Genomic DNA, 24259 nt, shown 5'->3' with positions numbered 1-24259 from the left:
GCACCTCAGACGGGGAACGAGAACGCCCTGCCGCCGCCCTCCTTGACCGCCTCCACGGCCGCCTGGTGCACGGCCCGGCCCGCGTCCTCGTCGTCGGCGGGCACGGGGCTGCCCTGCACGGCGTACCAGTCGGTCGCCCCGGTGTGCTGCACGGTCACCTGGGCCAGGCCGTCGATCCACGTGGTGTGCACGGTCACGTCTCCCGTGATCGGACCACCCTCCGTGGTCATGACCCCGCCGGTGCCTGCGATGATCCCCTGAGTGGTCCACGTCGCCCAGGTGTCCATGGCGCCTCCGCAGCAGTCGTCGTCCCGGGCGGTCGCCGGGCAGCTCTCGTGCGTGTGTCCATCGTGTCCCCAATCCGGCGCGAGCACCCGCCGGCGCCCGGCCGCCGCACACGGGGCCCGCCCAGCCGGTCGGGGCGCCGCCGGCCCTCCCGTACGCAGGAGGCCCACCACGAACGCCGCCGCGAGCAGCGGAGGGCGACGCCGTCCCACGTCGAGCAGTCGTCGGCATCCCACGGCGAACAGGCCCGGCGCGGGGTGGCCCGGGGTCGCGGCCCACTTCCCGACGAACACGTGCGACGTGGCGGTGAAGCCCGCCGGGGCGGCGGGCGCCTGCGGAAGGAGCCCTCGCCCTGGATGGACATGTCCGTCACCGCATGACCCTCCATGCGGCCGAGGCGGGAGCCCGCGCCCCGGCTCTCGCCCAGGTCTCCCGCGCCGGCCTCACCCGGGAACGGCCGGAACGGCACCGCCGCCCCCCGACCGGACGGAGGCCCGCCGCGGACCCTACGATGTGACGTCCGGGCAGCCCGTGCCGTCCGGCCCGTTCGCTCTCGCCCCACGTCAGCCCCATCCACGTCAGGCCCGCCCCCGCCGCCGGAGGAGTCCCATGGCCCCCGCCGCCCCCAAGCCGGAGATCCTCGCCGCGTTCGAGGCCGCCAAGGGCTTCATGCCCGTCGGCGAGGGCCTCGCCCTGTACGCGGCGGCCGTGGAGGCCGGGGCGCTCGGGCTGCCGCTGCTGGAGGTCGGGACGTACTGCGGCCGGTCCACGATCCTGCTGGCGGACGCCGCACGCGAGGCCGGCACCGTGGCCGTCACCGTCGACCACCACCGCGGCAGCGAGGAACAGCAGCCGGGCTGGGACTACCACGACCCGGAACTCGTGGACCCCGAGGTCGGGCGGATGGACACCCTCCCCACCTACCGCCGCACCGTGCACGCGGCCGGGCTGGAGGACCACGTGATCGCCGTCGTGGGACGGTCGCCCCAGGTGGCGAAGGTGTGGGGGCGCGAGGTGGGCCTGGTCTTCGTCGACGGCGGGCACACCGACGAGCACGCCGCGAACGACTACGAGGGCTGGGCCCCGCACGTGGCCGAGAGCGGCCTGCTGGTCATCCACGACGTCTTCCCCGACCCGGTCGACGAGTGGACCGGCCAGGCGCCCTACCGGATCTATCTCAGGGCGCTCGCCTCCGGCGCGTTCACCGAGGTGTCGGCCACCGGCTCGCTGCGGGTGCTGCGGCGCACTGGTGCCGGAATCTGAGGTACCGCCCTCGTCATCCCCTAGCATCGCGACGTGCCGTACGACCCGAACCAGCCGTCCTCGCCCCGGCCCCGCCTCCTCGCGTCCCGAACCGGAGCCCGCTGCGGAGCCGTCCTCGCCGTCGCCGCGCTGTCGGCGGTGACGCTCACCGGCTGCGGCGGTTCGGGCGGGCCCGGGGCCGCGCCCGCCCCCGGAGGCCCGAAGGAGACCGGCGCCGCGCCGTCCGGTGCCGCCCCGGCACCCCGGGGCTCGGACACCCCGCAGACGCCGTCCGGGGACGCCAAGCCCTCCACTCCGGGCAGGGGTCCGCTCGCGGGCCGGGTCGTCGTGATCGACCCCGGTCACAACCCCGGGAACTTCCGGCACACCCGCGAGATCAACCGGCCCGTGGACATCGGGACGAACCGCAAGGAGTGCGACACCACGGGCACGGCCACCAACGACGGTTACACCGAGGCCGCATTCACCCTCGATGTTTCACACCGTCTTCGCACCCTGCTGCAGAAGCAGGGTGCGACGGTGCGATTCACCCAGGACGACGACCGGGCCTTCGGCCCCTGTGTGGACGAGCGGGCCCGTATCGGCAACGAGGCCGGAGCCGACGCGGCGGTCTCGATCCATGCCGACGGCTCGGGCAGCGGCAACCGCGGCTTCCACGTGATCCACCCCGCCCTGGTGAAGCGCGGTGCCGCCGACACCACGGGGATCGTCGGCCCGTCCCGCGAACTGGCGGAGCGCATCGCCGGGAAGTTCGTGCGGGCCACCGGCAGCGCGCCCGCCAACTACGTCGGCGGTGCCACGGGGTTGGACGAACGCGGGGATCTCGGCGGGCTGAATCTGTCGACCGTTCCCAAGGTGTTCGTCGAGTGCGGGAACATGCGCGACGCGAAGGACGCTGCCCTGCTGAGGAGTTCGCAGTGGCGCCAGAGGGCGGCGCAGGGGATCGCGGAAGGCATCAGCACCTTTCTGCTGGGGTAGACCAGGGCGTCAGGACCTACTGCCCGGGGCGGACGGGGCAGGCGATAGATTCGTCTCCGCCGAGGACGGGGGTCTCACACCGGCTCTCGCCGGCACCCGTACCATGGGGCCACCCCCGAGCCTCCGCGCGTGCACCGCCGACCGGCGGCACCGACGACCGCCACGACGAGACGCAACCGACTAAGGACTACACGTGAACATCCGCTCCCTCACTCGAGGCGATGGCGTGGTGATCGGAGCAGCGGTGGTGCTGTTCATCGCCTCGTTCCTCGACTTCGTCAGCGTCGACTGCCCGAGCGGCGTCGACTGCTCCTCGGCGGACCTGCCCAACGCCTGGGACTCGCTGGGCACGGTGATGTCCATCTACCTCGGCGGGATCATCGCCGCGGGGCTGATCATCGTCGGCCGCGCCATGCCGGGGCGCAAGGTCGTGGGCCTGGACGTCGCGCAGCTCGGCGTCGCCCTGAGCGTCTTCGCCCTCTGGACGATGTTCTGGACGATCCTCGACATCAACGGCGACGCGGGCGCGGGCGCGATCCTCGGCCTGCTCGGCACCCTGCTGCTGGCCGCGGGTGCGATCGCCACTCCGCTCGTCCCCGCTCTCAAGGCCCCCCTGGTCGGCGCGCCCAGGCCGCAGACCCCGCAGCCCTACGGCGCGCAGCCGCAGGGCGGTTACGGCTACCCCGGCGCCCAGCAGCAGCCCTACGGCGGCCAGCCGGGGCAGCAGCAGCCGTACGGGGGCCGGCAGCCCGGCCCCGCGCAGGGACAGCCGCAGGGCGACCCGGCGCAGGACTTCTCGCCGTTCTGGTTCGCGGTGCCGGTGGCCCGGCCGCTGTACGCGGAGGACGGCTCCCCGACGCCGATCGCCGAACTGGCGCCCGGCACCTGGTACCTCGCGGTCGACCAGCGCGGCCCGGCCCTGGTGGCGCAGACGCAGGACGGCCGGCGCGGGGTGCTGCAGGACACCACGGGCATCCAGCGCGGCTGACCCGCCGTCCACCCGGCGCACAGCTCGGCCCCTCGCCCTTCCGGGCGGGGGGCCATTGCCGTACAGTCCCCCCGAAGAGCGAACTGACGGGACGTCAGCACTGTGGGAGGGGGCTGGGGTCGTGCGGCTCGGACTCGCACTCGGCTACTGGGGGCGCGGCCCGGACCCCGCGCAGACCGACCTCGCCGTGGAGGCGGAGCGGCTCGGATACGACTCCGTGTGGACGGCCGAGGCATGGGGCTCGGACGCGTTCACCCCGCTCACCTGGATCGCCGCGCGCACGACCCGGATCCGGCTCGGTACGGCGGTGGCGCAGATGGCGGCCCGTACCCCCACCGCCACGGCCATGCACGCCCTCACGCTCGACCACCTCTCGGGCGGGCGCATGCTCCTGGGGCTCGGGCTGTCGGGGCCGCAGGTCGTCGAGGGCTGGTACGGACGGCCGTTCCCGAGGAGCCCGCTGACGGCGACCCGGGAGTACGTGGACGTCGTCCGCCAGGTCCTGCGCCGCGAGGGCCCCGTGGAACTCGACGGCCGCTTCCACACCCTCCCCTACGCCGGGGAGGACGGCACCGGCCTCGGCAAGGCGCTCAAGCCGATCACCCACCCCCTGCGGGCCGGGCTGCCGTTGCTGCTGGGGGCCGAGGGCCCGAAGAACATCGCGCAGACGACCCGGATCGCGGACGGCTGGCTGCCGCTGTACTGGTCGCCGTTGCGGACGGACGTCTACGAGGCGTCGCTCACCGAGCTGCCCGAGGGCTTCATGATCGCGCCGATGGCCCGTGCCCACGTCTGCGACGACGTCGCCGAAGGGCTGCTCCCGGTCAAGGCGATGCTGGGCTTCTACATCGGCGGGATGGGCCACACCGCCCGCAACTTCCACGCCGATCTGATGGCGCGCATGGGCTACGAGACCGAAGCCCGGCACATCCAGCGGCTGTTCGCCGAGGGCCGCCGCGAGGAGGCGGTGCTCGCCGTCCCCGACGCCTTCGCCGACGAGATCTCGCTCGTCGGACCACGGGCACGCATCGCCGAGCGGCTGGAGTCATGGCGCAAGGGCCCGGTCACCGACCTGCTGGTGACGGCGCCGGATCCCCGCACCCTGAGGGTCCTGGCGGAGCTGAACGGCTGAGCCCGCTGCCCGCGGAGCGGTTCCGTCCGCCGGCAGGGCGGGGCGCGCCGCCTCCGGGGCACCTGCGCTCGCGAGGCGGAAGCGCCCGGGAGTGCCTGGAGCCGCCTCGAAATGATCGCTCTCGGAGGGTCCCCCTCCTACCGGGCGTGACCGGACGGGCCCGACGACTCGGCGAACGGGCGTGCCGGACGCCCCGGGCCGTGCTCGCACCGGACGGCCGGGGGAGACCGCGCGCACCGGACGCCGCTCCTCGACGGCGAACCCGGCCTGACGCGGCGCTAGAAGCGCCCGCCGGTCATCCGGGTGACCGGGCCGTGGCTGCTGCGCTCCGAGCGCCGGCCCGCGAGGTAGGAGACCGCGCCCAGGGCCGTGGCACCGGCCGTGGCACCCGCCGCGATGAGCTTGCGGGCCTTCAGGACCGTCCAGGCGGTCGTGGCGACGGACGCCACCTGCCCGGCGGCAGAACCGGCCCCCTTGAGGGCGCTGGAGGCCACGGAGCCCGCCGTGGTCGCGGCGCGTCCGACGCCGTCGCCCGCCGACTTGACGGCACGCGCCGTGCCGCTGCCCGCGGTCTCCGCGGCCCGGCCGGCCGTGCTGCCCGCCGATTCCGCCTTCGACGCGGTGCTCTGCGCCGCCTTCGCCGAGGACTCCTTGGCCTTGGCGGCGGTCGCCTTGGTCGTCTTGGTGGCACGGGTCGTCGTGCCGCTGCCGTTGTTGTTCGCGCTTGAGTTGGTCATGGCGTTCGAATTGCCGCTTCTGCCGGGCACAAACGGGGCGGCGCCGAACGGACCGTGGACCGGGCCCCGTTCGGCCGGGGCCGCGCCCGTCCGTCACCGGGCACGACCGGGGGGCTCGTCCGCAGGCCCCGCAGCCGGTCCGCCGCGCGTCAGCCGCCGCTCAGCTGGGTGGCCGACGGGACCTTCTCCTCCACCACCGCCCCGGCGCTCCGGCCGGCGTCCTTGACCTGGTTGACGACGTCCTCGAAGGCACCGATGTCGGCGTCGCCCACCTGCCCCTTGCGGATCTTGGAGCCGATGCCCTTCAGGGACTCGATGCCCACGCTGACCGGCGCGATCGCCTTCGCCAGCAGCGGGTCGCCCTTGGCGTTGGTCGCCGCCGCCTTGAGCCTGTTGTACGCGAACGCACTCGCCAGACCGGCCTTCACGAAAGCGGTCCTGCGGCCCTCGGCGCCCTTCTGGAACTTCCCCGCGCGGTACGGCTTGACGATCCACTGGTAGACCGCGCCCGCCGCGAGCCCGGCGTTCGCCACGAAACGGGTCTTGGCGAACTTCTGCGCCTCCACCGCATCCGTCGGCGTGGCCGCGGCGCCCGCCTCGCCGTCGCCGCCGCACGCCGCGGTCCCGCCCAGCAGCGCGCAGCACAGCAGCAGGGCGACGGCCGCCCGGCGCGGCCGCCGGCCCGCCCTGGTGGGCGCCCGGCGGGCGGTCGTCGTTCCCGGAGTGGGCATGGCAGTCCTCCCTGACCTCCCCGAGCCGGCTCCCCCGCGCCTCGCCTCCCCGGACCGCCCCGCCCGGAGGCCTCTCGCGCCAGCGTCACCCAGTAGCGTCCGTTGCGCCACTCGGGCGAATCCCGCCCGGGTTTGGTTCAACGGAGAACGGCAATCCGGTTGCCATGTCTCCCCGCAGAAGTGGTAGCAACCAGGCGGCGACGATCATCATGGTGGTCGCCGATGTGATGGCCGTCATCATCGGCCTGTGGATCCTGATGTACCTGCTGGACGCGAACCGCGCCAACGACCTGGTCATCCTGATCCGGGACGTGGCCGGCTGGCTCGCCGGCTGGTCGCACGATCTGTTCACGTTCGACGAGGCGTGGGCACGGGTCGTGGCGGGCTACGGTCTCGCCGCGGTCGTGTACCTCTTCGTCGGACACGCCGTGGCGGGCCGGCTGCGCCGCCACGGCTGACCCCTCTCCCCGCGCGGCCGGCGGCGCCCCCGCGGCCGGTGACGGACCTATCGGCAGCACTCCGGTTCGAGGCCGCGCGGCAACCGCTCCCCGCCGAACACCGCGGTGGTCGCCTCGTCGCCCCCCAGGGCGGCCACCGCGAGCAGCAGCGAACCCGCCGTCCAGGTGGTGAGCTCCTCCGGCCACACGGCGCGGTCGCCCTCGAAGACGTAGCCCGTCCAGTACATGCCGCCCTCGGCGCGCAGGTGCTGGACGGACTGCAGGATCTCCAGCGCCCGGTCGGACTCCCCCACCGCCCAGAGCGCCAGGGCCAGTTCGCAGCTCTCCCCGCCCGTCACCCACGGGTTGGGCAGTACGCACCGCACGCCGAGCCCGGGGACCACGAACGCGTCCCAGCTCGCGTCGATCCTGGCCTTCGCCTCGTCGCCGGTGACGGCGCCGCCGAGGACGGGGTAGTACCAGTCCATCGAGTAGCGGGACTTGTCGAGGAAGCGCTCCGGGTGGCGGCGGATGGCGTGCCCGAGGGCTCCGGTCGCCAGCTCCCAGTCCGGCTGCGGCTCCTCGCGCTCCTCGGCGATGGCGAGTGCGCAGCGCAGCGCGTGGAAGACGGACGAACTCCCGGTCAGCAGCGCGTCGTCGACCGCCGCCCCGCCGTCCTCCGGCGCCTCGCGCTTCCAGCCGATCTGGCCGCCGGGCTGCTGGAGGCGGAGCACGAACTCGATCGCCGCGTGCACGGACGGCCACATCCGGTCCAGGAACACGTCGTCGCCGGTCGCCAGGTAGTGGTGCCAGACCCCGACGGCCAGGTAGGCGCAGAAGTTGGTCTCACGCCCCCGGTCGGTGGGCCGGTCGGCCTCGCCGTCGTGGTAGGCGGCGTACCAGGAGCCGTCCTCGTTCTGATGGCGTGCCAGCCACTCGTAGGCGCGGGCCGCCGCGGAGTGCTCGCCCGCCGCGTCCAGCGCCATGGCGGCCTCGGTGTGGTCCCACGGGTCCAGATGGTGTCCGCGGAACCAGGGGATCGCCCCGTCCTCGCGCTGGACGGCGAGGATGCCGGCGACGGTCTCGGCGGCCTGCTCGGCCGTGAGGACCCCGGGCAGGACGAGGTGCTCGGTACGCCCCTGACGGCGCCAGGGCACGGTCACGCGTCGGCCCCGGGCAGGTGCGGCTTGGTCGCGTACACCACGAAGCTCTTGCCGACGAGCGGGTTCAGCGCCTGCTCGGCGACCCTGGTGAGCAGGGGCTTCTTCATGATGTCCCAGACGAGGAGCTTGTGGTACGCGCGCACCGGCAGCGCCTTGTCGTTGTCGACGCCGAACGCGCACTTCAGCCACCAGTACGGCGAGTGCAACGCGTGGGCGTGGTGGGTTCCGTACGGTTCGAGGCCCGCCTCGCGGATCCTGCCGAGGAGTTCGTCGGCCCGGTAGATGCGGATGTGGCCGCCCTCCACCTCGTGGTACTCGTCGGACAGCGCCCAGCAGATCTTCTCGGGGCCGTAGCGGGGCACGGTGACGGCGATCCGGCCGCCGGGCTTGAGCACCCGGACCATCTCGGCGAGGACGCCCTTGTCGTCCGGGATGTGCTCCATCACCTCGGAGATGATGACGACGTCGAACGACTCGTCGGGGAAGGGCAGGTTGAGCGCGTCGCCCTCCATCGCGGTGGCGCTCGCGCCCTCGGGCGCCTCGCCGGCCTCCTTCATCGCCGCGAACCACCTGGCGACCTCGCGGATCTCCTCACCGTTCTGGTCGAGGGCCACGACCCGGGCTCCGCGCCGGTAGCACTCGAACGCGTGCCGCCCGGCACCGCAGCCGAGATCGAGCACACGGTCGCCCGGGGCGAGCGGAAAGCGGGTGAAGTCGACGGTCAGCACGAGGTCTGCCCTTCCGGATGGGTCACGGCGCCCTCGCTGGGGGCGCGCCTTGCAGATGGTGCGGACCCGCCGTCCGCACCCGCGGAGCGGGTCCTCGCCCGCGGTGCGGAACGCCGGGTGTTCATCGGGCACCGGCCGCGGCCGCGCGTGCCGCGATGGCCTCGCGGTAGAGCTCCGCCGTGCCCTGGGCCGCGCGGGTCCAGGTGAACCGGGACAGGACGCGGTCCCGTCCGGCCGTGCCGATACGGCGGCGCAGTCCCGCGTCCCCGAGAAGCCGGCCGAGCGCGCCGGCGAGGGCGTGGGCGTCGCCGGGCGGCACGGCGAGGCAGGTCTCGCCGTCGGGGCCGGTGACCTCCGGGATGGCGCCGCCGGTCGTGGCGACCAGCGGGGTACCGGTGGCCATCGCCTCGGCCGCCGGCAGCGAGAACCCCTCGTACAGCGAAGGGACGCAGGCCACCTGGGCGCTGCGTACGAGGTCCACCAGCTCCTGGTCGGAGATGCCCTTCACGAACCGCACGGCGTCCTCGAGGCCGTACCGCCCGATCATCCGGGCCACGGGTCCGTCCTCGGCGCGCTTGCCGACGACGACGAGATGCGCGTCGGGCTGCTCCGTACGGAGCTTGGCGAGCGCCTCCACGAGGAACACCAGGCCCTTGAGGGGCACGTCGGCGCTCGACGTCGTCACGATCCGGCCGGGCACCTCGGCGACCGACGGGTCCGGCGAGAAGAGATCGGTGTCCGCGCCGATGTGCACGACCCTCAGCCGCTCCGGACGGACACCCAGGTGCTCCACGATCTCCTGCTCGGACGAGCCGGAGACGGTGAGGACGGACGGCAGCCGGCGCGCGACCCGCTTCTGCATCCGGGTGAAGCCGTACCAGCGGCGCACCGACGCCCGGCGGCGCCAGTTGTGCGCGGCGTCGAGTTCGAGCTGCCGGTCGACGGTGATCGGGTGGTGGATGGTGGTGACCAGCGGTGCGCCGAGGTCGCCGAGCAGTCCGTACCCGAGGGTCTGGTTGTCGTGGACGACGTCGAACTCGCCCCGGCGCGCCAGCAGATGGCGCCGAGCGCGCAGCGAGAACGTCAGCGGCTCCGGGAAGCCCCCCGTCCACATCGTGGCGACCTCGACCCCGTCGATCCAGTCGCGGTACTCGCCGCGCCCGGGGGTGCGGAAGGGGTCGGGCTGCCGGTACAGGTCGAGGCTGGGCAGCTCGGTGAGCGGCACGCCCTCGTCGAGCACGGGGAAGGGCTGGGCGCCGATCACCTCGACGCTGTGGCCGAGGCGGGCGAGCTCCCGGGACAGATGGCGTACGTAGACGCCCTGGCCCCCGCAGAACGGGTTGCCCTTGTAGGTGAGGAGCGCGATGCGCAGCGGTCGGTCATCGGCACCGGACGCACCCCGACGGGGCCCGGCCGCTATGGCCTCAGCGGTCACCTACGGCCCCCTTCTCACTCCACTTTCGCCGGAGCGTAACCGCTCGCGCTAATCTAGAACAAGTTCCACACTTGATCGTTCTTGATCGCTCAAGGAGCATCGAATCTACCGGCAGGTAGCGCTGCTGTAAGGCCTGGATCAGGTGATTCGCGCCACGGCGCGGAGCCCTGCCATGCTGGCCCTCCGGCAGCTCCCGGAACGGGAACGCAGCACGGATCCGGACAGCGGGCCGGGAAGGGCCCCTGGATCGGGGACGGGGACGGGGACGAAAGAGATGAGCGCGGAAGCCAGGCCGGCCGTTCCGGCGGCCCCGCCCCTGACGGAGCGCCAGGAGGCCAGGCGCCGCCGCATCCTGCACGCCAGCGCGCAGCTGGCCAGCCGGGGCGGCTTCGACGCCGTGCAGATGCGTGAGGTCGCCGAGGCCGCCGGCGTAGCCCTCGGCACGCTGTACCGCTACTTCCCTTCCAAGGTGCACCTGCTCGTGGCCACGATGCAGGACCAGCTGCAGCATCTGCACACCACCCTGCGCAAGCGCCCGCCGGTCGCGGACAGCGCGGCGCAGCGGGTGGCCGAGACCCTGATGCGGGCGTTCCGCGCGCTGCAGCGCGAACCGCACCTGGCGGACGCGATGGTGCGTGCGCTGACCTTCGCCGACCGCAGCGTCAGCCCCGAGGTGGACACGGTCTCCCGCCAGACCACGGCGATCATCCTGGACGCGATGGGCCTGGAGGACCCGACGCCCGAACAGCTCTCCGCCGTCCGGGTCATCGAGCACACCTGGCACTCGGCCCTGATCACCTGGCTGTCCGGCCGCGCCTCGATCGCCCAGGTGAAGATCGACATCGAGACGGTCTGCCGCCTGATCGACCTCACGGCCCCGGAGCGCCGGCCCACCGTGTGAAGCCCCGGGCCGACTCCGCACGGTCGCGGACCGCCGCGACCGTGCGCCTCCCGGTACCGGACGCAGGAGGCTACTCCTCGGGCGGGAACACCGCCTCTCCGCTCCCCGGCAGCCGGATCGAGATGGCCTCGACCGGGCAGCCCTCCGCCGCGCTGAGGATGTCCTCGTTCGCGTCGGTCTCCGGTTCGGTGGGGTGCGACTGGCGGGCCGCGTCCAGCTTGAAGCCGTCCGGCGCACTGTTGACACACATCCCCGAACCGATGCACACACCACGGTCGACCTCGACCTGCCAGCGGTCACCCATCAGCTCTCGCTCCCGTATCCCGACGGCAAATGAACCATTTTGTGCTCAAAGTACTCGCCGTATCCCTCGGGACCGAACTCCCGCCCCAGCCCGGAGTTCTTGTATCCGCCGAACGGGCCAAGCATGTCGAGGCTGAACGTGTTGACGTTGTACGTCCCGGTCCTGACGCGCCGCGCGAAGTCGATGCCGTGCTCGACGTCGGCCGTCCAGACACTGCCGCTGAGCCCGTACTCGGAGTCGTTCGCGATCGCGGCGGCCTCGCCCTCGTCGCCGTACGGCAGCAGGCAGACGACGGGTCCGAAGATCTCCTCACGGGCGATCCGCATGGCGTTGTCCACACCGCCGAAGAGGGTCGGCTCGACGTACCAGCCGCGGTCGAGGCCGGCCGGGCGGCCGCCGCCGGCGAGGACCTTGGCGCCCTCCTCCTGGCCGAGCGCGATGTAGCCGAGCGACCTCTGCTGCTGGCGGCGGGCGACGAGCGGACCGACCTGGGTCGCCGGGTCCAGCGGGTCGCCGGTCACCAGCGCCCCGGCCGCGGCGGCGAAGGCGTCGGCGAACTCGTCGTAGCGGGTGCGCGGGACGAGGATGCGGGTCTGGGCCACACACGCCTGGCCGTTGTTCATCCAGGCCGCCGGGACGATGCCCTGGACGGCCGTCTCCAGGTCCGCGTCCGGCAGGATCACCGCGGCGGACTTGCCGCCGAGTTCGAGTGTGAGGCGGGTGAGGTTGCGGGCGGCGACCTCCATCACGCGCCGGCCGGCCGGGACCGAGCCGGTGAAGGAGACCCTGTCGACGCCGGGATGCCCGACGAGGTACTCGCTGACCTCGCGGTCGGCGGGGAGGATCGACAGCACTCCCTCGGGCAGGCCGGCCTCGCGGACGATGTCGGCCAGGATGTAGGCGTCCAGCGGGGACTCGGGCGAGGGCTTCAGGACCACTCCGCAGCCGGCGAGCAGGGCGGGCGCGAGCTTGGCCGCGGCGACGAACTGCGGGACGTTCCAGGGGACCACGGCCGCGACCACGCCGACCGGTTCACGCAGGACGAGGAGGGGGGCGAGGACTCCGGCGCGCCGCTCCTCGTAGGTGAAGTCGCGGGCCACGGTGATGGCCGCGTCCCAGACCATCATGGCGCCGAGCGCCTGGGCCAGGACGCTCCAGGAGTACGGCGATCCGTTCTGGGAGCTGATCGAGCGGGCGATCTCCTCGTGCCGTACGGCGATCGCGTCCTTGATCCTGCCGACCACCTCGATGCGCTCCTCGAGCGGCGTCCGCGGCCAGGGCCCGTGGTCGAAGGCGGCTCGCGCGGCCGCGACCGCCCGGTCCACATCGGCCCGCGAGGCGTGCGGGACGCGCCCGATGACCTGCTCGGTGTGCGGCGAGACCACCTCGATGGTGTCCGTGCCGAGGGGATCGACCAGCTCCCCGCCGACGAAGAGTTTCCCGTGCTCCACCAGTTCGGACATGACGACTGCCTCCCGCGGCCCCGGCTCTCCGAGCACTCCAGTTTTCTGACGGCATTTCAGATACGCCGACCGCCTGAACAGATACCAGTTCTCGCCGGAGGAGTCCACGGCCGGAACCCGCTCCCGGGAGGCAGCCGCGCGGACGCCGGCCCGGTCCCGGGAGGCGGCCGCGGACGTGGACCGACGCCTCGGGCCCCGGCCCCGCACACCGCCGAGCCCTTTGCAAGGAAGTCGACTTGGGCGACCATTGGAACGGGTTCTCGTTCGGGCCCGGGCCGGGAGGATGGGGAGCCGATGACGCGGGTGACGGAGCACGGCGGCGGTGTCTGGTCCCTCAAGGTCCCCATCCCGGACAACCCCCTGGGCCACACGCTGGTCCATGTCCTCGACACCGGCCGCGGACCCGTCCTCGTCGACACCGGATGGGACGACCCCGCGTCCTGGACGGCGCTCTCGGACGGCCTCGCCGAACTGGGCCTCGCGGTGGCCGACGTCCACGGAGTGCTCGTCACCCACCACCACCCGGACCACCACGGGCTGTCCGGCAGGGTCCGCGAGACGTCCGGCGCGTGGATCGCGATGCACGCGGCCGACATCGCCGTCGTCCGCCGCACCCGGGAGGCCCGACCCGGGGCCTGGCTCGACTACCTGGCCGGGAAGCTCGCCGCCGTCGGCGCGCCGGAGGAGCACCTCGCCCCGCTGCTCGCGGCCCGCGAGAGCGGCCGGATGCGGACCCTTCCCGGGCTGCGGGCGGCCCTGCCCGACCGCGAGATCGCACCCGGCGAACTCCTGGACCTCGCCGGACGGCGGCTGCGGGCGATCTGGACCCCCGGCCACACGCCCGGCCATGTGTGCCTGCACCTGGAGGAGGAGCATCCGGCGAACCTCCCCGGCCACGGCCGCCTCTTCTCCGGCGACCATCTGCTCCCCGGCATCAGTCCCCACATCGGCCTGTACGAGGACCCCGACGACTCCACGGTCACCGACCCCCTCGGCGACTACCTGGACTCCCTGGAACGCGTCGGCCGTCTCGGTGCCGCCGAAGTGCTCCCGGCTCACCAGCACGCCTTCACCGACGCCCCGGCCCGGGTCCGGGAACTCCTCACCCACCACGAGGAGCGGCTGACCGGGCTGCTGTCCCTCCTCGCCGCACCGCTCACGCCGTGGCAGCTGGCCGAGCGCATGGAGTGGAACCGGCCGTGGGACGAGATCGCGTACGGCTCCCGCACCATCGCCGTCTCGGAGGCCGAGGCCCATCTGCGCCGCCTGGTGAAACTGGGCCGCGTGGAGGCGGTGCCGGGCAGCGACCCGGTGGCGTACGCCGCGGTGGGCTGAGCCGGGGTGCGCGGACGGCGGTGAGCACGGTTCGCGCCGCCGATGCCCGCCCGAGCCGGACCCCCGCACAAGCCACCCGGCCCCGCCGACACCCGAGCCGGACCCCCGCACAAGCCACCCCCCAGCCCCGCCGACACCCGAGCCGGACCCCCGCACAAGCCACCCGGCCCCGCCGACACCCGAGCCGGACCCCCGCACAAGCCACCCCCCAGCCCCGCCGACACCCGAGCCGGACCCCCGCACAAGCCACCCGGCCCCGCCGACACCCGAGCCGGACCCCCGCACAAGCCACCCGGCCCCTCCGAGATCCGCGCGAGGCCCGGTGGGCGGGGCCGCACTGAGGGCCTCTCTCCGTACCCGGCCGCCCGTCCCGAGGGGCCGGGATTACGGGCCGGTAGAGTGTGCGAGTCGTCATCACACCCGTACGGGGGGAAGCCGGTGCGAATCCGGCACTGACCCGCAGCCGTGAGCCGCCGTCACAGGCGGCGAGTCGGAATGCCCCGGACCGGCCGTGACCGGCTCGTGCCATCGGGACCGGCCCGCTGGCAGGCACCGTCGAGGAATACGGGGCCGGAGCCTGGTACCTCAGCGTGCCTGTGCCCGGCTCCCCGCAGGAGAGGCCCAGTCCGCCATGTCCGTTCGCCGCAGCGCAGCAGCGCTCGCCGCCGCTTCCGCCGTGTTCTGCGTGGCCGCTGCTCCGGCAGCGACGGCCGCCCCCAACCCCTCCCCGTCGGCCGCGCTCCCGGCCGGGCTCTACGGCACGAAGGACCCGACCTACGACGGTGTGTGGCGGCAGTCGCTGGCCCTGCTCGCCCAGGATGTCGTCAAGACCGTGCCCGCCGAACAGGCCGTCGGGTGGCTCACCGGGCAGCAGTGCGAGAACGGCGGCTTCGCCTCCTACCGTGCGGACGTGTCCAGGCCGTGCGACGCGAAGACGATGCTGGACACCAACGCCACCGCCGCGGCGGTACAGGCACTGCGTGCCCTCGGCGGCCACGGGGACGCCGTGGACAAGGGCCTCGGGTGGCTGAAGTCCGTGCAGAACGAGGACGGCGGCTGGAGCTACAACCCGGGCATGCCGTCCGACGCGAACTCCACGTCCGTCGTGATCGGCGCCTTCGCCGCGGCCAAGGCGCGGCCCGGCGAGGTGAAGTCGAAGAGCGGCAGGAGCCCGTTCGACGCGCTGCTCACGTTCGCCGTGCCGTGCGCGGACAAGGCCGGCGGCGGTGCGTTCGCCTACCAGCCGGACAAGGCCGGAAAGCTCCTCGCCAACGGCGACGCCACCGCGGCCGCCGTGCTCGCCGGGCTGGGCCGCGGCCTGGTCGTCTCCGGCCCGGAGTCGGACGGCGCCCCCGCCGCCTGCGTCTCCCCGGCGAAGGCCACCCCGGAGCAGTCGGCCCGCAACGGCGCCGCGTACCTGGCCACGGCGCTGGCGAAGACCGGCCATCTGGACTCGCCGCCGATGCCGGGCGCCGCCGACCCGGCCCCGCTCCCCGACTTCGGCAACACGGCGGACGCGGTCCTCGCGCTCTCCGCCGCCGGGCACGGCGACAAGGCGGACAAGGCGGTCCGGTGGCTGGAGAAGAACTCCGCCGCGTGGGCGAAGGACGGCGGCCCGGCGGCGTACGCGCAGCTGATCCTCGCCGCGCACGCCCACGGCGACGACCCGCGGGACTTCGGCGGCGCCGACCTCGTACGGCAGCTGAACGCGACCGGTCCCTCGCCGGTCTCCACCACCGCGCCGCCGGCTCCGCGGACGAAGGGCGACGCGGGCGAGGAGCACAAGGGCGGCGACAGCGCCGGGATCTGGTGGATCGTCGGCGCCGGCGTCGCGGCGGGTGCCGGCATAGGCATCCTGATCAGCGGCCGCCGCAAGAGCAAGCAGCAGTGATGCACAGGCGAGTGACCGCGCTCCTCCTCGCGCTCGGCGCCGTGCTCGCGGTGCCGGGCGTGGCGGGGCAGGCGCAGGCGGCCGGCTACCGGTACTGGTCGTTCTGGCAGTCCGGCGGCACCGCCTGGGCCTACGCCACCCAGGGACCGGCCACGGCGCGGCCGGTCGACGGCTCGGTGGACGGGTACCGCTTCTCCGTCAGCGCGGACTCGCAGGACTCGGCGAAGCCGCGTACCGCCCCCTCCTTCTCGCAACTGTGCGCGGACACGCCGGCGAAGCCCGGCACCAAGCGGGTCGGGATCGTGATCGACTTCGGCACCGAGGCGGACGCGCCGTCCGGTGAGAGGCCCCCGTCCGCGCCGGCGTCCGGCTGCGCCGCGGTCCCCTCGGACGCCACCAGCGCGGAGGCCCTGGCGGCGGTCGCCAAGCCGCTCCGCTACAACTCGGACGCGCTGCTGTGCGCGATCTCCGGTTACCCGAGGACCGGCTGCGGCGAGCAGGTCTCGGCCGGGGATCCGGCACCCGCGGAGTCCGGCGCGTCCGCCCCGCCGGCCGGGAAGCCCTCCGGAGCGGCCGGCGGCGGGGCGGCCGGCGGAGGCCCCTCGCTGGGGATCTTCGCGGGCATCGCGGCCGTGCTCGCGCTGGGCGGGGCGGCGTTCTGGCAGTCCCGCCGCCGCGGATGACCGCGACGCCCGTGCCCCCGCCGGCGGACGATCCCGTACAGCCGCACGGACGGCGGCGCCCCGTCCGGCTGCTGGGCGGTGTCCCGCACGCCCGCCCCGGCGACGGCGAACCGGGCGCGGACACGGTCTCCGGCGAAGGTCCCGGAAACGGCCCGGGCAACGCCACCCCCACCCACCACGGAAACGACCCCCACGCGGTCACGGACCCCGGCGAAAGCCCCGGAAACGGCCCGGGCAACGCCACCCCCACCAACCACGGAAACGACCCCGGCGGCGGGAGCGGCGAGCGCGTCGCCGCCCCCCGCGGCAGTCGGCCGTCCGGCCGGGCGCCGCGGGAGCGCCGGCCGCTGGGCGGTGCCCTGCGCGCGCCCGCCGCCGACCGGAGCAACGCGCTGCACGCCGGCGCCTGGTGGGTCTGGGCGCTCGGCCTCGCCACCGCCGCTTCGCGGACGACGAATCCCCTCCTGCTCGGGCTGCTGGTGGGCGTCGCCGGGTACGTCGTGGCGGCCCGGCGCACCGACGCTCCCTGGGCCCGCTCGTACGGCGCCTTCGTCAAGCTCGGCCTCGCCGTGATCGCGATCCGGCTGGTGTTCTCCGTCGTCCTCGGTTCGCCCGTCCCGGGCACCCGCGTCCTGCTCACGCTGCCCGAGGTGCCCCTGCCGGACTGGGCGCAGGGCGTCAGGATCGGCGGCCGGGTGACGGCGGAGCAGATGGTGTTCGCGCTGTACGACGGGGCGAAGCTGGCGAGCCTGCTGATCTGTCTCGGCGCGGCGAACGCTCTCGCGAACCCGGCCCGGCTGCTGAAGTCGCTCCCCGGCGCGCTGTACGAGGCGGGGGTCGCGGTCGTCGTCGCGATGACGTTCGCGCCGAACATGGTCGCCGACGTGTTCCGGCTCCGTACCGCGCGGCGGCTGCGGGGCCGTCCGACGGGCGGGGTGAAGGCCGTCCTGCAGATCGGGCTGCCGGTCCTGGAGGGGGCGCTGGAGCGTTCGGTCGCGGTCGCCGCCTCCATGGACGCGCGCGGCTACGGCCGTACCGCGCGGGTGCCCCCGGCCGTGCGGCACACCACCACCGCCCTCACCCTCGGCGGGCTGCTCGGCGTGTGCGCCGGTTCCTACGGGCTGCTCGCCGCGGAGGGTGCGGGGTACGGACTCCCCGTGCTCCTCGGTGGGTTCGCGGCGGCGCTGGGCGGGCTGTGGCTCGGTGGACGGCGCCAGATGCGCACCCGGTACCGCCCGGACCGCTGGGGTCCGAGGGCCTGGCTGGTGGCCGGGTCCGGCGTCGTCGTCGCGGCGCTGATGATCCGCGCGGGTGCGTACCAGCCCGGTGCGCTGCATCCCGGTGTCGTACCCCTGACCGTGCCCGCCCTGCCGCTGTGGCCCGCCGCGGCGGTGCTGGTGGGCCTGCTGCCCGCGTTCGTGGCGCCCGTGCCGCCGAAGGAGTCCTCGTCATGATCCGCTTCGAGAACGTCTCCGTGACGTACGGCGACGCCGCGGCGGCGCCCGCGGTCTCCGGGGTGGACCTCACCGTCCCGGAGGGCGAGCTCGTCCTGCTGGTCGGGCCCTCGGGGGTCGGTAAGTCGACGCTGCTGGGGGCGGTCTCCGGGCTGGTGCCGCACTTCACGGGCGGCACGCTGCGGGGCCGGGTGACGGTCGACGGGCGCGACACCCGCACCCACAAGCCGCGCGAACTCGCCGACGTCGTCGGCACGGTGGGCCAGGATCCGCTCGCGCACTTCGTCACCGACACGGTCGAGGACGAGCTGGCGTACGGAATGGAGTCGCTGGGGCTGGCGCCCGCCGTGATGCGCCGGCGGGTCGAGGAGACGCTGGACCTGCTGGGGCTGGCGGAGCTTCGCGAGCGTCCCCTCGCGACGCTCTCGGGCGGGCAGCGTCAGCGGGTCGCGATCGGGTCCGTGCTGACCCCGCACCCGAAGGTGCTGGTACTCGACGAACCGACGTCCGCGCTCGACCCCGCTGCCGCGGAGGAGGTGCTGGCGGTACTCCAGCGGCTCGTCCACGACCTGGGGACGACGGTCCTGCTGGCCGAGCACCGGCTGGAGCGGGTGGTGCAGTACGCGGACCGGGTCGTTCTGATGCCCGCGCCCGGCGAGCCCCCGGTGTCGGGGGCCCCCGCCGACGTCATGTCCTTCTCCCCGGTCCGCCCCCCGGTCGTCGCACTCGGCCACCTCGCGGGTTGGGCCCCGCTCCCCCTCTCCATCCGCGACGCCCGCCGCCGAGCGGGCGAACTGCGCGCCCGGCTGGCCGGGACGACACCGGCAGCCGCGCGGGGCACACGCCCTTCGGTGCGCGGGGAGGGGAAGACGGAGGCCGGGCCCGCGGCCCCCGTCCCGCCCTCCGCCCGCACGACGGACGGTACGGACACGACCGGCGGAGCGGCACCGGGCCCGGCGCGTGCCGACGTCTCCGGCGCCGCGATGCGCGGGCGCCGGACCGGCCGGGGACGAGGGCCGGCCGCCCTGGTGCCGCGGTTCGGGCGCGGACGGGCCCGGAGGGTCGAGCCGGCCGGGGACCACGACCCGGCGGTGCTCGTGGAGGCCGCGCGGCTCGGGGTGCGGCGCGGGCGGATCGAGGCGCTGCGGCGGGTCGATCTCGTGGTCGCGCCCGGAGAGACCGTCGCCCTCATGGGCCGCAACGGCGCCGGGAAGTCGACGCTGCTGGGAAGCCTCGTCGGCATGGTCGAGCCCGCGTCGGGGACGGTCCGGGTCGGCGGGAGCACTCCTCACCGCACCCCGCCCGCCGAGCTGGTACGGCGGGTCGCGCTCGTTCCCCAGGAGCCGCGGGATCTGCTGTACGCGGACACGGTCGGGGCGGAGTGCGCCGCCGCGGACGCGGACGCCGGGGCCGCGCCCGGGACCTGCCGGGAGCTGGTCTCCGCGCTGCTCCCGGGGGTGGCGGACGCCACCCATCCCCGGGATCTGTCCGAAGGCCAGCGGCTGACCCTCGCCCTCGCGATCGTGCTGACCGCCCGTCCGCCGCTCCTGCTGCTCGACGAGCCGACCCGCGGGCTCGACTACGCGGCGAAGTCGCGACTGGTCACCGTGCTGCGCGGCTTGGCGGCCGAGGGTCACGGCATCGTGCTGGCCACCCATGACGTGGAACTCGCCGCGGAGATCGCGGACCGTGTGGTGATCCTCGCGGGCGGCGAGGTCGTCGCGGACGGACCGACGGCCGACGTGGTCGTCTCGTCCCCCGCCTTCGCCCCTCAGGTCGCCAAGATCCTCGCCCCGGAGCCGTGGCTCACCGTCGCCCAGGTGGAGGCCGCCCTGTGAACACCGCCGGCATCCCCGGGTGGCCCGACCGGCTGGGTCGACCCGACCTGCGCGACCGGGCCGAGCAGGCCGAGCAGGCCGACCGGGCCGACCAGCTTGAGGAGCACGACCGGGCCGACCGACTCGACGGGCACGACCGGGCCGAGCGGGCCGAACAGGCCGACCGGCACGGGACCGCGACCCACCCCGTCCTCGCCCGCCCCGTGCGCCTCGGCCCCCGCGCCGTCACCGCCCTCGCCCTCATCAGCGCGATCGGTGTCGTGGCCTTCGGCTGGCCGCTGCTCGCCGACGCGGACGCCGCCGTCACCGGCCACGCACAGGACGCCCCCTGGCTGTTCGCCGCTCTGCTCCCCCTCCTCGTCGGCGTGGTGGTCGCGACCATCGCCGACGGCGGCATGGACGCGAAGGCCGTCGCCATGCTCGGCGTGCTCGCCGCGGTGGGTGCGGCGCTGCGGCCGCTCGGCGCGGGCACTGCGGGACTGGAACCGATGTTCTTCCTGATGGTGCTGAGCGGCCGGGTGCTCGGGCCCGGGTTCGGATTCGTCCTCGGCTCGGTGACGATGTTCGCGTCCGCCCTGCTCACGGGCGGGGTCGGGCCGTGGATGCCGTTCCAGATGCTCTCCATGGGCTGGTTCACGATGGGCGCGGGTCTGCTGCCGGGTGCGCACCGCCTCAGGGGCCGTGCGGAGCTGCTGATGCTCGCGGGGTACGGTTTCGCCGCGGCGTTCGCGTACGGCACGGCCATGAACCTCTACGGCTGGACGCTCGTGCCGGGCCTCGCCTCCGGCATCTCGTTCCAGGAGGGCGCTCCCGTGGCCGAGAACCTGGTCCGGTTCGGCGCCTACGTCCTCGCCACCTCCCTCGGCTGGGACCTGGGGCGGGCGGTCCTCACCGTCGTACTGACCCTCGCGGTGGGCCCGACGCTGCTGAAAGCGCTCCGCCGGGCGACCCGGCGGGCCGCGTTCGAGGCCCAGGTCACATTCGAGGCGGCCAAAACCTCTCCCGAAGGGTGAGGCGGCCCACAGGACTTTGGTCCCAGAACTATCGGCGTTCGTAGGTGTCGTCCGAGGACGCGGGTTCTCGCCACACCCCTCCCCACCTGCCCTTAAACCGCATATGTCCGGTTTGGGACCTTCGACCTTCGATGCCCCCTCTATGTCGTATCTACGGCGTGAGCCCGGTCACGGCACGGGCCCCCGGGGCTGGCTACAACTGTTCCCGTCGCAAGGCGCAGCAGGGCCTGGAAGCCCGGCACACGAGCCCGGCTCGGCCCGCCCCTCGCGACCCGGAGTCCCCGAACGTTAGGTAAGCCCTTGTCCCGCTCGCTGATCACCCGCATCTCCGCCCGCAGCAAGTCCCTCGCCGCCGGTACCGCCGTGCTTCTGGGTGCGGCCGGCGCGGTGATGGGGACGACGTCGACGGCCTCGGCCGCGACGCCGCAGGAGATCGCGAAGCAGATGATGCCCGCCGCGCAGTTCCAGTGCTTCGACAAGATCGTCTCGCACGAGTCGAACTGGGACCACACGGCCACCAACGCCTCCTCCGGCGCCTACGGCCTGGTCCAGGCCCTGCCGGGCGGCAAGATGGCCTCTGCCGGCACCGACTGGAAGACCAACCCGAAGACCCAGATCGAGTGGGGTCTGGACTACATGAACGAGCGCTACGGCAGCCCGTGCGGCGCCTGGAACTTCTGGCAGGCCAACCACTGGTACTGAGCCGGCCGGACGGCGGACGACGGACTGCCCCACACGGCGGACCCGGGCCCCGTGCCGACGCACCACGCGTCGGCACGGGGCCTTCGCCGTGACCATGAGCCCATCCTCGGGTCCTGGCACCCCGCCGCCCCGCGCCGCCCGGAGCCATGAGGGCAGACCACGACCGGAGCCGCGCCACGGGTGGCGTCACCAGTGTCGAGAGCCCCCTTGAGGGCCGTGTTGGCGTTGACCTTCTGCATCAGCATGTTTTTCCCTCCTCTCTGCGTTTTGCAGGTGATGGACATCCCGTCCTGCCCTGAAAAGAACGGGGACAGGAATCCCGGAAGAATGGGGGTGCACTGTTCCCCACGAAAAAAGCGGGGACCGAGAATCCCCTTCGCCCCGCAAAGACTCATGGAGCGAGGGGCGACAAAGGCGCATTACATCGCCTTTACCCATGAACTGTGCGTGACGGTCGCCTACTTGACGTTCTTGGTGACCACGTATGCGCCGGCGGCCGCGACCGCCCACTTCGAGGTGACGACGACCACGCCCGGCGTGGCCATGTTGGGCGCGACACGGCCGTCCGAGCCGCCATCGGCGAGGAACTCCGCAAGCGAAGCATCCTGCTTCACCTTGCTCAGAAGCATGAACTTCCCCCTCGGGTGAGAGCGCGCAGCCCGCGACAGGTACATCCCGGAGCCGCAGCATCCGGTCATTCACGAAGGGGTCCGGGGCCTCGCATCGGACAGGCGGCGAGGTTGGTCGGTCCCGCCGCTTGCGAACGTCAGTATATGAACGGTCAAGGCGAGTTGATCAAGACTTTACGGTGTGACCGGCGCCACATTCGAACTATTCTCGGGGAACTTGGGGTTCCAGATGCGTATTTCCGCTTCACAGAACCTGCAAATGCCGCCGCCCCTACAGGCCTATGGGCATGCGATGATCGGCTTGCACACCCCCCACACCCATTTCGGAAGGACGCATGTCCCCAGAGGAAACGAGTCACATCGAAGCCGAGGACGTGTGGCGTCGATACGGGCGCGGCAAGAGCGCGTTCGACGCCGTACGCGGCGTCAGCTTCACCGTCGGGCGGGGGCAGTTGTTCGCGCTCCTCGGGACCAACGGTGCCGGTAAGACCTCCACCGTCGAACTGCTGGAGGGCCTCGCCTCACCGCACCGCGGCAGCATCCGCATCTTCGGCCGGCTCGACCCCGTCGCCGACCGGGCCAGAATCCGGCCCCGTACCGGCGCGATGCTGCAGGAGGGCGGATTCATATCCCACCTCACCGTTCGGGAGAGCGTGGGGATGTGGGCCGAGCTCACCTCGAGGCCGCGGAGCATCGCCGAGGCCATCGGCATAGCCGGGCTCGAACACCGTGCCGACACCATGGTCCAGAACCTCTCCGGCGGCGAGAAGCGACGGCTCGACCTGGCCGTTGCCACGCTCTCCCACCCCGAGGTGCTCTTCCTCGACGAACCGACCGCGGGCATGGACGCCGAGGGCAGGCACACCACATGGCAACTGATCCGGAGCATGCGGGAACAAGGCACGACGATCCTGCTGACCACGCACTACCTCGAGGAGGCCGAGTCCCTCGCGGACCGGCTGGCCATCATGCACCGAGGCCGGATCGCGACGTCCGGCACCGTCTCCGAGATCGTCGCCGACCACCCGTCCACCCTCACCTTCGGTCTGCCCGACGCGTGGCGAGCACGCGACCTCCCCGCGGTCAGCGGCCCGGCCGACGAGCACAGTGGCCGTGTGACGGTCACCACCGCGCGGTTGCAGCAGGACGCCACCCGGCTGCTGAACTGGGCCGCGGAGCATGACGTGACACTGGACCGATTCACGGCGCGGCCGGCCTCGCTCGAGGAGGCCTTCATCCGCATCGCCAGCCAGGGGGACCCCGAGTGACCAGCACGACCACGCGCCACATGCGAGCCCTCTTCCGCATCGAGTGGAAGCTGTTCAACCGGATCAAGGCGAACTACGTCTTCGTCCTTTTCGTACCCCTGATGATCCTCATGGCGATGCGCTTCGTGCAGGACCAGATGGACCTCGCCGGGCACGGCCTCAACCCGGGACCTCTGATGGTGTCCACCGCCACCGGCATCCTGCTGATCTTCTCCCTCTACTCCTCCGTCACCGGTCTCTACGTCGCCCGCAGGGAGGAACTCGTCCTCAAGCGGCTGCGCACGGGCGAGGTCTCCGACCCGGTGATCCTGGCAGGCGGCGCCTCCATGTTCATCACCATCGCCGTCGTACAGATCCTCGGGGTGGCGGCCGCCCTGTCAGCGATGTACGGCGTGGCCCCCCGTCAACCGCTCGCCGCGACGGCGGCACTGCTCACCGGCGTCGCCCTCATGACGGCGATGGCAGCGGCGACCGCGGCCCTGTGCAAGAACATCGAGTCCGTCATGGTCGCGACACTGCCCGCGATCTTCGTGCTGCCGATGATCTCAGGCATCTACATCCCGCGTGAGGTGCTGCCCGACGCGGCCGCAGACGTCCTCCTCTTCGCGCCTCTGTCACCGACGATCGACCTGGTGCGCTCGGGCTGGACCGGAGAACTCTCCGTGCTGCAAGGAGTCGGCCGGTTCGTGCTGGCACTGGCATGGACCGCACTGTTCGCCGCGATCGCGGCCCGCAGGTTCCGCTGGGAACCCCGAACCTGAGCGATCCCGGCCGGGCACGCGCCGGGTGCCACGGCCGGGAGTGCGGACGAGCCACGCCCTTGCCCCCTTCCGCCGAAGGGAGTTCGAACCCGACCGCCCCGAACCATCGGATCACCTCCGGAAGGCGGATGACGTCTCAC

The 24259-nt window shown here is 73.3% G+C and carries 24 protein-coding genes and 1 riboswitch; of the genes, 15 read left to right on the top strand and 9 right to left on the bottom strand.

Features of this window, described 5'->3' with window-relative positions; all coding sequences use genetic code 11:
* Positions 1 to 5 precede the first annotated feature (5 nt).
* A complete protein-coding gene (locus tag O7595_RS23735; RefSeq protein WP_093659431.1) occupies positions 6 to 287 on the bottom strand; it encodes a hypothetical protein in 282 nt (93 codons plus the stop codon).
* Positions 288 to 894: 607 nt separating this feature from the next.
* Here O7595_RS23735 and O7595_RS23730 point away from each other — a divergent pair.
* From O7595_RS23730 to O7595_RS23715, 4 genes are all read left to right on the top strand, one after another.
* A complete protein-coding gene (locus tag O7595_RS23730) occupies positions 895 to 1548 on the top strand; it encodes a class I SAM-dependent methyltransferase (RefSeq protein ID WP_269730631.1) in 654 nt (217 codons plus the stop codon).
* A gap of 33 nt (positions 1549 to 1581) precedes the next feature.
* Positions 1582 to 2526, top strand: a complete 945-nt coding sequence (locus O7595_RS23725) for an N-acetylmuramoyl-L-alanine amidase (RefSeq protein WP_269730630.1) — start codon at positions 1582 to 1584, stop codon at positions 2524 to 2526.
* 226 nt (positions 2527 to 2752) lie between these two features.
* Positions 2753 to 3514, top strand: a complete 762-nt coding sequence (locus O7595_RS23720; RefSeq protein WP_443071709.1) for a hypothetical protein — start codon at positions 2753 to 2755, stop codon at positions 3512 to 3514.
* Positions 3515 to 3635: 121 nt separating this feature from the next.
* Positions 3636 to 4646, top strand: a complete 1011-nt coding sequence (locus O7595_RS23715; protein ID WP_269730628.1) for an LLM class F420-dependent oxidoreductase — start codon at positions 3636 to 3638, stop codon at positions 4644 to 4646.
* A gap of 278 nt (positions 4647 to 4924) precedes the next feature.
* On the opposite strand, the gene O7595_RS23710 is transcribed toward O7595_RS23715, so the two are convergent.
* Both O7595_RS23710 and O7595_RS23705 read right to left on the bottom strand, forming a co-directional pair.
* Positions 4925 to 5383 carry a hypothetical protein gene (locus O7595_RS23710; RefSeq protein WP_269730627.1) on the bottom strand — a complete coding sequence of 153 codons (459 nt, stop codon included), beginning with the start codon at positions 5381 to 5383 and terminating at the stop codon, positions 4925 to 4927.
* A 149-nt stretch (positions 5384 to 5532) separates the two neighbouring features.
* Positions 5533 to 6114 (bottom strand): hypothetical protein, encoded by a 582-nt coding sequence (locus O7595_RS23705; protein WP_269730626.1) that lies wholly within the window; start codon positions 6112 to 6114, stop codon positions 5533 to 5535.
* Between the two features lie 164 nt (positions 6115 to 6278).
* Here O7595_RS23705 and O7595_RS23700 point away from each other — a divergent pair, with 164 nt between their 5' ends.
* The gene (locus tag O7595_RS23700) at positions 6279 to 6572 is read left to right on the top strand and encodes a hypothetical protein (RefSeq protein WP_269730625.1); all 294 of its coding nucleotides are present in this window, start codon (positions 6279 to 6281) and stop codon (positions 6570 to 6572) included.
* 47 nt (positions 6573 to 6619) lie between these two features.
* Here O7595_RS23700 and O7595_RS23695 read toward each other — a convergent pair whose 3' ends face one another.
* From O7595_RS23695 to O7595_RS23685, 3 genes are all read right to left on the bottom strand, one after another.
* Positions 6620 to 7714 carry a prenyltransferase/squalene oxidase repeat-containing protein gene (locus tag O7595_RS23695; protein WP_269730624.1) on the bottom strand — a complete coding sequence of 365 codons (1095 nt, stop codon included), beginning with the start codon at positions 7712 to 7714 and terminating at the stop codon, positions 6620 to 6622.
* A complete protein-coding gene (locus O7595_RS23690; RefSeq protein WP_269730623.1) occupies positions 7711 to 8442 on the bottom strand; it encodes a class I SAM-dependent methyltransferase in 732 nt (243 codons plus the stop codon). The genes O7595_RS23695 and O7595_RS23690 overlap by 4 nt, the downstream gene beginning before the upstream one ends.
* Positions 8443 to 8563: 121 nt before the next feature.
* Positions 8564 to 9877, bottom strand: a complete 1314-nt coding sequence (locus O7595_RS23685) for a glycosyltransferase family 4 protein (RefSeq protein ID WP_269730622.1) — start codon at positions 9875 to 9877, stop codon at positions 8564 to 8566.
* A 274-nt stretch (positions 9878 to 10151) separates the two neighbouring features.
* On the opposite strand from O7595_RS23685, the gene O7595_RS23680 reads away from it, so the two are divergent.
* Positions 10152 to 10778 carry a TetR family transcriptional regulator gene (locus O7595_RS23680; protein WP_269730621.1) on the top strand — a complete coding sequence of 209 codons (627 nt, stop codon included), beginning with the start codon at positions 10152 to 10154 and terminating at the stop codon, positions 10776 to 10778.
* 70 nt (positions 10779 to 10848) lie between these two features.
* Here the strand turns inward: O7595_RS23680 and O7595_RS23675 are convergent, their stop codons facing one another.
* Positions 10849 to 11082, bottom strand: coding sequence for a ferredoxin (locus tag O7595_RS23675; protein ID WP_269730620.1), 234 nt, complete (start codon positions 11080 to 11082; stop codon positions 10849 to 10851).
* Positions 11082 to 12545, bottom strand: a complete 1464-nt coding sequence (locus O7595_RS23670) for an aldehyde dehydrogenase (RefSeq protein WP_269730619.1) — start codon at positions 12543 to 12545, stop codon at positions 11082 to 11084. The genes O7595_RS23675 and O7595_RS23670 overlap by 1 nt, the downstream gene beginning before the upstream one ends.
* Before the next feature lie 294 nt (positions 12546 to 12839).
* On the opposite strand from O7595_RS23670, the gene O7595_RS23665 reads away from it, so the two are divergent.
* The 7 genes from O7595_RS23665 to O7595_RS23635 all read left to right on the top strand — a co-directional run bounded on the left by O7595_RS23665 (position 12840) and on the right by O7595_RS23635 (position 21461).
* Positions 12840 to 13880, top strand: a complete 1041-nt coding sequence (locus tag O7595_RS23665) for an MBL fold metallo-hydrolase (protein WP_269730618.1) — start codon at positions 12840 to 12842, stop codon at positions 13878 to 13880.
* 428 nt (positions 13881 to 14308) lie between these two features.
* A riboswitch (cobalamin riboswitch) is annotated at positions 14309 to 14381 on the top strand.
* Between the two features lie 130 nt (positions 14382 to 14511).
* Positions 14512 to 15771, top strand: a complete 1260-nt coding sequence (locus O7595_RS23660; RefSeq protein ID WP_269730617.1) for a prenyltransferase/squalene oxidase repeat-containing protein — start codon at positions 14512 to 14514, stop codon at positions 15769 to 15771.
* A complete protein-coding gene (locus O7595_RS23655; protein ID WP_269730616.1) occupies positions 15771 to 16454 on the top strand; it encodes an SCO2322 family protein in 684 nt (227 codons plus the stop codon). Before O7595_RS23660 ends, O7595_RS23655 begins: the two co-directional genes overlap by 1 nt.
* A 347-nt stretch (positions 16455 to 16801) precedes the next feature.
* Positions 16802 to 17908, top strand: coding sequence for an energy-coupling factor transporter transmembrane component T (locus O7595_RS23650; protein ID WP_269732605.1), 1107 nt, complete (start codon positions 16802 to 16804; stop codon positions 17906 to 17908).
* Complete coding sequence (locus O7595_RS23645; protein WP_269730615.1) at positions 17905 to 19746, top strand: ABC transporter ATP-binding protein; 1842 nt, start codon at positions 17905 to 17907, stop codon at positions 19744 to 19746. Before O7595_RS23650 ends, O7595_RS23645 begins: the two co-directional genes overlap by 4 nt.
* Before the next feature lie 203 nt (positions 19747 to 19949).
* On the top strand, positions 19950 to 20759 hold the full coding sequence (locus O7595_RS23640; protein WP_269732604.1) for an ECF transporter S component: 810 nt from the start codon (positions 19950 to 19952) through the stop codon (positions 20757 to 20759).
* A 300-nt stretch (positions 20760 to 21059) separates the two neighbouring features.
* A complete protein-coding gene (locus tag O7595_RS23635; protein ID WP_269730614.1) occupies positions 21060 to 21461 on the top strand; it encodes a transglycosylase SLT domain-containing protein in 402 nt (133 codons plus the stop codon).
* 458 nt (positions 21462 to 21919) lie between these two features.
* Here O7595_RS23635 and O7595_RS23630 read toward each other — a convergent pair whose 3' ends face one another.
* Complete coding sequence (locus tag O7595_RS23630) at positions 21920 to 22090, bottom strand: hypothetical protein (protein WP_269730613.1); 171 nt, start codon at positions 22088 to 22090, stop codon at positions 21920 to 21922.
* A 335-nt stretch (positions 22091 to 22425) separates the two neighbouring features.
* On the opposite strand from O7595_RS23630, the gene O7595_RS23625 reads away from it, so the two are divergent.
* Positions 22426 to 23358, top strand: a complete 933-nt coding sequence (locus O7595_RS23625; protein WP_269730612.1) for an ABC transporter ATP-binding protein — start codon at positions 22426 to 22428, stop codon at positions 23356 to 23358.
* Complete coding sequence (locus O7595_RS23620) at positions 23355 to 24119, top strand: ABC transporter permease (RefSeq protein WP_269730611.1); 765 nt, start codon at positions 23355 to 23357, stop codon at positions 24117 to 24119. The genes O7595_RS23625 and O7595_RS23620 overlap by 4 nt, the downstream gene beginning before the upstream one ends.
* The last annotated feature ends 140 nt before the right edge of the window (positions 24120 to 24259 follow it).

It is taken from the genome of Streptomyces sp. WMMC940 (genome assembly GCF_027460265.1).
Taxonomy (GTDB): Bacteria; Actinomycetota; Actinomycetes; order Streptomycetales; family Streptomycetaceae; genus Streptomyces.
Note: the sequence above shows the minus strand (reverse complement) of the source record. Positions and strands in the feature narration are given on the sequence as shown.